Annotated in this window: 1 protein-coding gene; it reads left to right on the plus strand. The window is 63.9% G+C overall.

The annotated features are described in order from the left end of the window. Positions 1 to 291 (plus strand): response regulator (locus AAEY72_RS14445; protein ID WP_352311204.1); only part of this gene is annotated, 291 nt, incomplete at both ends.

A 291-nucleotide genomic window follows, 5' to 3' on the forward strand; every position in this document is an offset into this window, starting at 1 on the left:
CTGCTGATTGAGCCCATGCCGCACATCCTGATTGTCGAAGACGAAGCGGCGATAGCCGACACGCTGATCTTTGCCCTGCAAGGCGAAGGCTTCACCACCACCTGGCTGACGCTCGGCCAGGCGGCGCTGGAGCATCAGCGCCAGACCCCGGCCGACCTGGTCATCCTCGACATCGGCCTGCCGGACATCACCGGCTTTGAAACCTGCAAGCAATTGCGCCGCTTCAGCGAAGTGCCGGTGATGTTCCTCAGTGCCCGGGATGCGGAGATCGACCGCGTGGTGGGGCTGGAG

The organism is Psychrobacter sp. W2-37-MNA-CIBAN-0211 (assembly GCF_040309405.1).
Classification (GTDB): domain Bacteria; phylum Pseudomonadota; class Gammaproteobacteria; order Pseudomonadales; family Moraxellaceae; genus Psychrobacter; species Psychrobacter glaciei.